This is a genomic window from Streptomyces laculatispora, assembly GCF_017353455.1.
Lineage (GTDB): Bacteria > Actinomycetota > Actinomycetes > Streptomycetales > Streptomycetaceae > Streptomyces > Streptomyces laculatispora.
Genome location: NZ_JAFMPZ010000553.1, coordinates 1 through 7,958 on the forward strand (window position 1 = coordinate 1; position 7,958 = coordinate 7,958).

7 protein-coding genes and 1 pseudogene are annotated in these 7,958 nt (G+C 70.3%); 3 read left to right on the forward strand and 5 right to left on the reverse strand.

Annotated features, from left to right (window positions below; translation table 11 throughout):
• Window positions 1–277 precede the first annotated feature (277 nt).
• From J1C73_RS29365 to J1C73_RS29380, 4 genes are all read right to left on the reverse strand, one after another.
• Window positions 278–445, reverse strand: a complete 168-nt coding sequence (locus tag J1C73_RS29365) for a hypothetical protein (RefSeq protein ID WP_207319030.1) — start codon at window positions 443–445, stop codon at window positions 278–280.
• A gap of 282 nt (window positions 446–727) precedes the next feature.
• A complete protein-coding gene (locus tag J1C73_RS29370) occupies window positions 728–1,579 on the reverse strand; it encodes an EamA family transporter (RefSeq protein ID WP_207319031.1) in 852 nt (283 codons plus the stop codon).
• 17 nt (window positions 1,580–1,596) lie between these two features.
• Window positions 1,597–2,355, reverse strand: coding sequence for a hypothetical protein (locus J1C73_RS29375; RefSeq protein WP_207319032.1), 759 nt, complete (start codon window positions 2,353–2,355; stop codon window positions 1,597–1,599).
• 129 nt (window positions 2,356–2,484) lie between these two features.
• Window positions 2,485–4,137, reverse strand: a complete 1,653-nt coding sequence (locus J1C73_RS29380) for a penicillin-binding transpeptidase domain-containing protein (protein WP_207319033.1) — start codon at window positions 4,135–4,137, stop codon at window positions 2,485–2,487.
• A 288-nt stretch (window positions 4,138–4,425) separates the two neighbouring features.
• Here J1C73_RS29380 and J1C73_RS29385 point away from each other — a divergent pair, with 288 nt between their 5' ends.
• Window positions 4,426–4,719: a hypothetical protein gene (locus J1C73_RS29385; protein ID WP_207319034.1), complete on the forward strand. Its 294-nt coding sequence runs from the start codon at window positions 4,426–4,428 to the stop codon at window positions 4,717–4,719.
• 83 nt (window positions 4,720–4,802) lie between these two features.
• Here J1C73_RS29385 and J1C73_RS29390 read toward each other — a convergent pair whose 3' ends face one another.
• A complete protein-coding gene (locus J1C73_RS29390; protein ID WP_207319035.1) occupies window positions 4,803–6,581 on the reverse strand; it encodes a dolichyl-phosphate-mannose--protein mannosyltransferase in 1,779 nt (592 codons plus the stop codon).
• Between the two features lie 53 nt (window positions 6,582–6,634).
• On the opposite strand from J1C73_RS29390, the gene rsmI reads away from it, so the two are divergent.
• Window positions 6,635–7,531, forward strand: a complete 897-nt coding sequence (rsmI, locus tag J1C73_RS29395; RefSeq protein ID WP_207319036.1) for a 16S rRNA (cytidine(1402)-2'-O)-methyltransferase — start codon at window positions 6,635–6,637, stop codon at window positions 7,529–7,531.
• 160 nt (window positions 7,532–7,691) lie between these two features.
• Window positions 7,692–7,919: pseudogene (locus J1C73_RS29400) on the forward strand (hypothetical protein); the annotation flags it as partial.
• Between the last annotated feature and the right edge of the window lie 39 nt (window positions 7,920–7,958).

A 7,958-nucleotide genomic window follows, 5' to 3' on the forward strand; every position in this document is an offset into this window, starting at 1 on the left:
CGGGAGAGCGCTCTCCCGGTTCGGAGTGTTCCGCTCCTGACAAGAGCGTGTCAATAGTTTGTGAACGACCGCCGCCCCGGCCGGAGTTGCCGGAGCGGGGCAGCTTGGTGGCGGTGGGGCCGGGTGACCTGCGAGGAGGTCCACGGAGTGTTCAACTCGTGTGCAACGTGAACCTGTTACCAGTAGGCCGGCTGTCGGTGAGGTGGCCCACGTGGAGCGTCCGGACGTGCGGGTGTCGTGTCCAGGTGGAGCCGGCGGCTGAAGGTGCCTCGCCCGGTCAGGAGGCGGTCAGGGGAACCCCGTCCCCCGTGGAGGTCGTGGCCAGCAGGACGAGGTCGGCCTCCAGGGCGCTCGGGTAGCGGCGGAGCTGGCGCCGGCTGATCTCCTGAATCGGCAGGCGCTCCAGGTGAGGGTCGTATCCGCCAAACGCGTCCCGGCTGAGCACGCGTGCCGTTCCGGCCCATGCGCATGAGCGTTCCGGCAGGCATGGCCTCCCGTTGCGGCGATCAGGGCTGGCACCTCGTGCTCATCGGGAGGCCCGCCTGCCTCCGCTCCCGCCCCGCGAAGCGATCCAAGGGCGTGCCGCGGTGGTGCGGGCCCGGTGACCTGGTGCTGGTCCGGGGCAGTGGCTCGCAGCGCGGGGATCGCGGCTGGATCGCTTCGCGGCCGGCGGCGTGGTTGCGGCTCCTCTGCATCGAGTCGGGGCGTCCGTGGCGGCTCCCCGACTTCAACTCGTGTGCAGCATCAGCCCGATGCCGACCACCATCAGCCCGGCCGCCGCGACCCGCGGGGCGCCGAACCGTTCCTTGAAGAACACCGTGCCGATGGCCGCGCCGACGATGATCGAGGACTCGCGCAGCGCCGCGACCGGGGCCAGCGGCGCCCGGGTCTGGGCCCACAGGACGAGTCCGTACGCGGTCACCGACAGGGCCGCGCCGAGCAGGCCGCGCACCGCGTACGGACGGAGCTGGGCGGTCAGGGCGGAGCGGCGGCGGTACAGGGCGTAGAGGGGGATGGCGGTGCCCTCCAGGATCATCAGCCAGGCGATGTACCCGAGCGAACTGCCCGAGGCGCGCACCCCCACGCCGTCGACCGTCGTGTAGCCGGCGATGGCGAGACCGGTCGCCAGCGCGGCCAGGATCGCGGGCCAGTGGGGGCGCTTGCCGGAGCCGCGGATGCCCCACAGGGCCAGCCCGACCAGCCCCGCCGAGGCCACCGCGACACCGGCGGTGGCCCAGCCGTCCGGGCGCTCTCCCACGAAGACGGCGGCGAGGACGGTGACCACGAGCGGGGCGGTGCCGCGGGCGATCGGGTACATCTGGCCGAAGTCGCCCAGGGTGAACGACCGCATCAGCAGCAGCATGTACGCCACGTGCAGGGCGGCGGAGAAGATCAGGTACGGCCAGGCCTCCGCCGCCGGGAACGGGACGAAGAGGGCCGCGACCGCGCCGATCAGCAGTCCGCCGCCGGAGATCAGGGTGAAGGAGATCAGCTGGTCCTTGATCGCGTGCGCGATCGCGTTCCACCCGGCGTGCGTGAACGCGGCGATCAGGACGGCGGTGGCGACGAGCGGTGTCACGTGGTACCTGGTTCTGGTCAGCGGGGGAGGCGGCCGGTGAGCGCGTGCCAGCGCGCATGGGCGCCGTCGAGATCCTGGCGTGCTCTGGGGATACGGGGGTCGCCGTTCTGGCGGGCGGTGAGCGCGTCGAGGCGGAGACCGGCCTCCGATGGGCCGGTGGTGTCGTTGCCGACGCGTCTCAGCTCGGCCTCCGCCTCGCGGATGAGCCGGGGCCGGTCCCGCTGGAAGGTCCGGGCGGCGGGGATGGCGTTCCGCACGTCGACGACGAACTTGCGGACGTACTCCTCGCCGAGTTCATGAACGGGGTAGGTCAGCAGGTACTGGCGCCCGTCCGGGCCGGTCAGGTAGATGTGGGAGGCCGTCGGGGAGTGATCGGCGCGGATGGCGATCCGGTCCAGCGGAAGGTCGCCGGGCCACTCGTCGGGGATGTCCGCGACGAGGACGTGCTGGTAGAGGGAGAGGCCGGGTATCTCGGCCACGTACGGTCCGCGGCCCGGCTCGCGCAGGTAGCCGACGTCCGCCTCGGCGCTGCGCACCCGGCGGCGTTGGGTGGCCTCGGCCTTCCGGGCGGCGGCCCGTGCGCCGGACAGCTCCTTCTGTGCCGCCCGTTCCAGGCCCCGCAGGGCGTTCCGCGCGGTGTCGAGGTCGTGGCGCGCTGCGGAGTACTCGCGGCCGAAGGCGAACCGCCGGCCTCCCGGGTAGCGGTGGAGCTGCCGGCCGACCGCGCTCGCGCCCACGACGGCCAGTACGAGCAGCAGCATCCAGCCCGCGTTCATCGCGCTTCCCCCTGTGCCACTGACCGTTTCCCCAGGACCGGACCGATGCCGGTGCGCCTGATTCACTTCTACGACTATCGGAAAATCGGGTGACGTTCGTCAACTTCTTTGGCGCACCGGGCGCACCGCTCACGGCCCCGCGAGCAGGACCTCCGCGACGACCGGGCCGGCCGCGTCCCCGCCGTGGCCGCCGGACTGGACGAGGGCCGCTGCCGCGAGGTCGTTGCTGAAGCCGGTGAACCAGCTGTCGGAGGTGGCGTGACCGCCGATCTCCGCCGAACCCGTCTTGGCGCCCTTGTCGCCGCCCACGCGCGCCATGGCCTGGGTGGCGGTGCCCTCCGGGGCCGTGGCGGTGTAGTGCAGCATCTCCTTCAGCTGCGCCGAGACCCCGCCCGGCAGCGGGTTCGCGGTGGCGAAGACCCGGTTGTCCAGGCTCTGCGCAACGATGTACGGCTGCCGGAAGCGTCCGTTGACGGCGGTGGCGGTGACCGACGCCATGTTCAGCGGGTTCATCTGGACCTTGCCCTGGCCGATGTACGAGGCCGCCGTCTCCGCGCCTTCCGAGGCGGGCACCTTGCCGTCGACCGTGGCGATGCCGGTCCGCCAGACCTGGCCGATCCCGAAGTACTGCCCGGCTTCGTCCCGGAGCGCCGTGTCCCGCTTGCCGGCGCCGAGCGGCAGCACCGGCTTGATGAAAGCGGTGTTGCAGGACCGGGCGAAGGCGGTCTTCAGGGTGGGATGCGGCATCGAGAACTCGTCCAGGTTGTGGAAGGTCACGCCCTCCCAGGGCACCGTGGACGGGCACTCGACCGCTGAGTTCGCGTTGCCGAGGCCGTTCTGGATGATCATCGCGGCGGTGATGATCTTCATCGTCGAGCCGGGGGCCACCGCTCCGCTCCGGGCCGGTTCGAAGCCGCTCGCCGGGTTGTTGGCGATGGCCCGGATCGCGCCGGTCGACGGCTCGACGGCCGTTACGGACGTCTTGTCGAACTTCTTCACCGCCCGCTCGGCCGCCGCCTGGACCTTCGCGTCCAGCGTGGTCGGGACCCTGCCCGGCTTCCCCTTCGCCAGGGTCAGCAGCGTCTTGTCGATGCCGTCCGCGTTCGCGCTGTTGATCCAGGTCTCGATACCGGTGGAGCCGCCGGCCTTCTCGCCGTACTTCTTGCGCAGTTCGTCCAGGATGCCGCCCAGCGAGGGGTACTTCTCCTTGCTGAGTACCTGGCCGTTGCGGTCGACCGCCTCGATCGACGCGGTCGACGCCTCGCCCGTCTCCAGCGTTTCGCCGGCCCGCAGTTCCGGGTGGACGACGGCGGGTTTCCAGTCGACGAGCGCGTGGCCGGTGGTCAGGCCGCGCACCACGGTCAGGTCGGATTCGTACGACCAGGCCTTGGTCTTCCCCTTGTACGAGACGGTTGCCCTGACCGTGTACGGGACCTTCGAGCCGGTCGCCGTGCCGGGGGTGATCACGGCCTTGGTGACATGCGCCGACTCGCTGTACTGCGTCAGGAGTGACTCGGCGTCCGCCTCGTTGTTGGTGAGCTGGGACGCGCCGGCCGCGTCACCTTTCGCCCACGCCGCGAGGAACTTCTTCGACGTCTCGGCTGTCTCCTGCTTGGTGACCGGGCCGGTCCTCACCTCTTCCGAGGCGGCCGTGATGTCCTTGCCGCCCCCGACGCCACTGTCCCCGAGCCCGTCCAGGACGTTGTACGCCCCGTAGCCCACCCCACCGACCACGACCGCGAACACCCCGCCGATCACGGCCACCTTCGTTCCGCTGCGCATGTGCGCGACCCCCTCCCCCGGAGGCCTCCTTGAACACGTTCAAGGAGGCTTTTCCGGGGACTTTACGGGACTGCCGTGACAGTGGAGCCGGTTGTTATCGGAATGCGATCTGCTGTGGCGTGAACAGACCGGTTGAATTCGGGTATCAAGGCCTCTCTCTCCTTTCTCCGTCAAGGAGACGCGTGGGCCAACCCGTTGGGATGACGTTCCCGGTGCGTGGCGCGGCCTGTGGTGATCATGATCGGTGAGGGCGCACAGAAAGTGCCCCCTGTCATAGGAGACCCCCACATGCGCCGAACCCTGATTTCCCTCGGCAGCCTTGCGGCTGCCGGAATGCTCGCCCTTGCCATGCCCCAGTCGGCATTCGCGGCGAACGGCACGCTGGTCGTCAACGGAGTGGCGTACGAGAACCCCGGACCCGGCTGCTATCCCGCAGGCGATGACGGCGCCCAGATCGACAACCGGACCGACACGGATGTGGAAGTCTTCGCCGACCCGGCCTGCGAGGACGGGCCTGTCACGGTCATCAGCGCGTACGACTCCGGGTCTGTCGCCCCCGGCGGGAGTATCAAGATCGCCTGACGCCGATTGCGGCCGACAGCAGTCGACGGAATCCGAGAGGGCGTGGCCGGCGGCCACGCCCTCTCGGTGATCCGGGACAGCCCTTAGATCCAGGTGTCCAGCCACATACGATCGCGCCAGGAGTTCTCCGGAATGGGGGTTCCCGTGTACAGCGGCCAGAAATAGATGAAATTCCAGACGATCAGCAGGACCAGTACGCCCGCCACGACCGCCCCCAGCGTCCGGCGCCGTTCGCCCGAGGGATCACTGGTCGGCAGGCCCAATTCGTGTTTTGTCCCGGTACCCGCCGCCGGCCCCAGCATCGCGCCGATCATCATCGCCACCGCGAGGCACAGGAACGGCACGAACACGACCGCGTAGAAAAGGAAGATGGTGCGTTCCTGGTACAGGAACCACGGCACCCAGCCCGCGGCCACCCCGCAGGCGATCGCGCCCGCCCGCCAGTCGCGGCGGAAGAGCCAGCGCCACAGCACGTACAGCAGCGCGAAGCACGAGGCCCACCACAGCAGCGGCGTGCCGATGGCCAGCACCTCGCGGGCGCACTTGCCGGTCTCCGACGCGGCGCAGCCGTTCTGCTCCTCGTAGAAGTACGAGACCGGCCGGCCCAGCACGATCCAGCTCCACGGATTGGACTGGTAGGTGTGACCGGACGTCAGGTTCACATGGAATTCGTAGACCTGGTACTCGTAGTGCCACAGGCTGCGCAGCCAGTCCGGCAGCCAGGTCCAGCTGCCGCCCTTGCCGTCGGTCGCCGCCCAGTCCCGGTAGTAGCCGTGCCGGGTGGGGGAGTTGTGGATGATCCAGCCGGTCCACGAGGCGACGTAGGTGAGGATCGCGACCGGCACCGTGGAGACGAACGCCGGGACCAGGTCCCGCTTCAGCACCGTCACGTACGGCCGCACCGCACCCGCCGTACGCCGCGCGCCCACGTCCCACAGGACCGTCATCAGGCCGAACGCGACCATGATGTACAGCCCGTTCCACTTGGTGGCGAAGGCCAGGCCGAGCATGAGTCCGGCCGCGATCCGCCACGGCCGCCAGCCGAGCCGCAGCCGCTCGGCGACCCCGGCGTCCGGCCGCAGCACCCCGTCCGCGTCGACCGGCAGCGCGGCCGCGAGCCGGCGCCGCGCCCAGTCCCGGTCGATCAGCAGACAGCCGAACGAGGCCAGCACGAAGAACATCAGCACCAGGTCGAGCAGCGCGGTGCGGCTCATCACGAAGTGCAGCCCGTCCACCGCGAGCAGCGCGCCCGCCAGGCAGCCCAGGAACGTCGAGCGGAAGAGCCTGCGGCCGATCCGGCACAGCATCAGCACCGACAGCGTGCCGAGCACCGCGACCATGAACCGCCAGCCGAACGGGGTGAAGCCGAAGATCTGCTCACCGATCCCGATGATCCACTTGCCGACCGGCGGGTGCACCACGTAGCCGGGATCGACCGGGATGGTCACCTTGGAAGGGTCGGCGAGGATCAGCTTGTCGATGTCCTTGGGCCAGGCCCCCTCGTAGCCCTGGTTGATCAGCGCCCAGGAGTCCTTGGCGTAGTACGTCTCGTCGAATATCACCGCGTGCGGGCTGCCCAGGTTCCAGAACCGCAGCACCCCGGCGACCAGCGTCACCAGCAGCGGGCCACCCCAGGCCGACCAGCGCAGCAGCCGGTCCGCGAGCACCGGGGGCACTCCGAGCACCGCCCACAGGCGGCTCCCGGGGCGGGCGTACGGCGGCACCAGCCGTTCCCGCAGCCCGATCCCGGGCCGCGGTGAATGGCCGAAGCGGCGCAGCCGCTGCTGCCAGGAAGTCGGCTCCGGGCCGTACTGATCCCCGGCGTCTTGGCCCTGCCGGGCATCGGGCGCTGTACTCGTCACCGCGCCATCGTAGGGAACGCATCTGTGCGAGCGGCGCCCCCCGTGCTGGGAGGATGGACGTTGTGACTGGAACGACTGGAACGCTGGTACTCGCAGGGACCCCCATCGGCGATGTGGCGGACGCCCCGCCACGCCTCGCCACCGAACTGGAGACGGCGGACGTCGTCGCCGCCGAGGACACCCGCCGGCTGCGCCGGCTGACCCAGGCGCTGGGCATCCACACCACGGGGCGTGTCGTGTCCTATTTCGAGGGCAACGAGTCCGCCCGTACGCCGGAACTCGTCGAGGCGCTGACCGGCGGCGCCCGGGTGCTGCTGGTCACGGACGCCGGGATGCCGTCCGTCTCCGACCCCGGCTACCGGCTGGTCGCCGCCGCCGTGGAGCAGGGCATCAAGGTCACCGCGGTGCCCGGCCCGTCGGCCGTGCTCACCGCGCTCGCCCTGTCCGGGCTGCCGGTGGACCGGTTCTGCTTCGAGGGCTTCCTGCCGCGCAAGGGCGGCGAACGCCTCGGCAAGCTGCGCGAGGTCGCCGACGAGCGCCGCACCATGGTCTTCTTCGAGGCCCCGCACCGCCTCGACGACACCCTGGCCGCGATGGCCGAGGTGTTCGGCGCCGACCGGCGCGCCGCCGTGTGCCGGGAGCTGACCAAGACGTACGAGGAAGTGAAGCGCGGTCCGCTGGGCGAACTCGCCGCCTGGGCGGCCGAAGGCGTACGCGGTGAGATCACCGTCGTCGTCGAGGGCGCGGCCGACTCCGGAGCCGAGGAACTGGACGCCGGGGAGCTGGTGCGCAGGGTGCAGGTGCGCGAGGAGGCGGGGGAGCGGCGCAAGGAGGCGATCGCCGCCGTCGCCGCGGCGGCCGGGCTGCCCAAACGCGACGTGTTCGACGCGGTAGTGGCAGCAAAGAATGCGGCTCGGACCGGCCCGTCGGAGGGCAAAGGACTATCGTGAAAGGCAAAGCGAGAGCCGCGTACCGGCCCCTTTTGCCACGAGAAGGCCAAGACCGCTCCAACACTCGACAGGGCCCGGTGCGCTTCCGCCGGTAAAGGCGTCCACTGGATAACAGGACGCATTCTCCGGAGTGCTTGTCCGGCGGACAAGAGGAGCAGGCATGAGTGAGATCGCAGCAACCACCGTGCACGAGGCATATGCCTTCGCCTGCATGAGGTGCGGACACGGCTGGGAACAGGCCTACGAAATAGAGCACCACGTCGACGCGTCCAACAACGCTTTCGTGGTCTACAAGGCGGACGGCGAACGAGTGCCCTCCCCCCTTTCCACGCCCACCTGCACCAACTGTGGCGGGCACGTCGTGCGGATCATGCGGGCCGGCCGGGTCTGGAGCAGCTGCTGAACGGTGGAGACCCGGCCGGCCCGC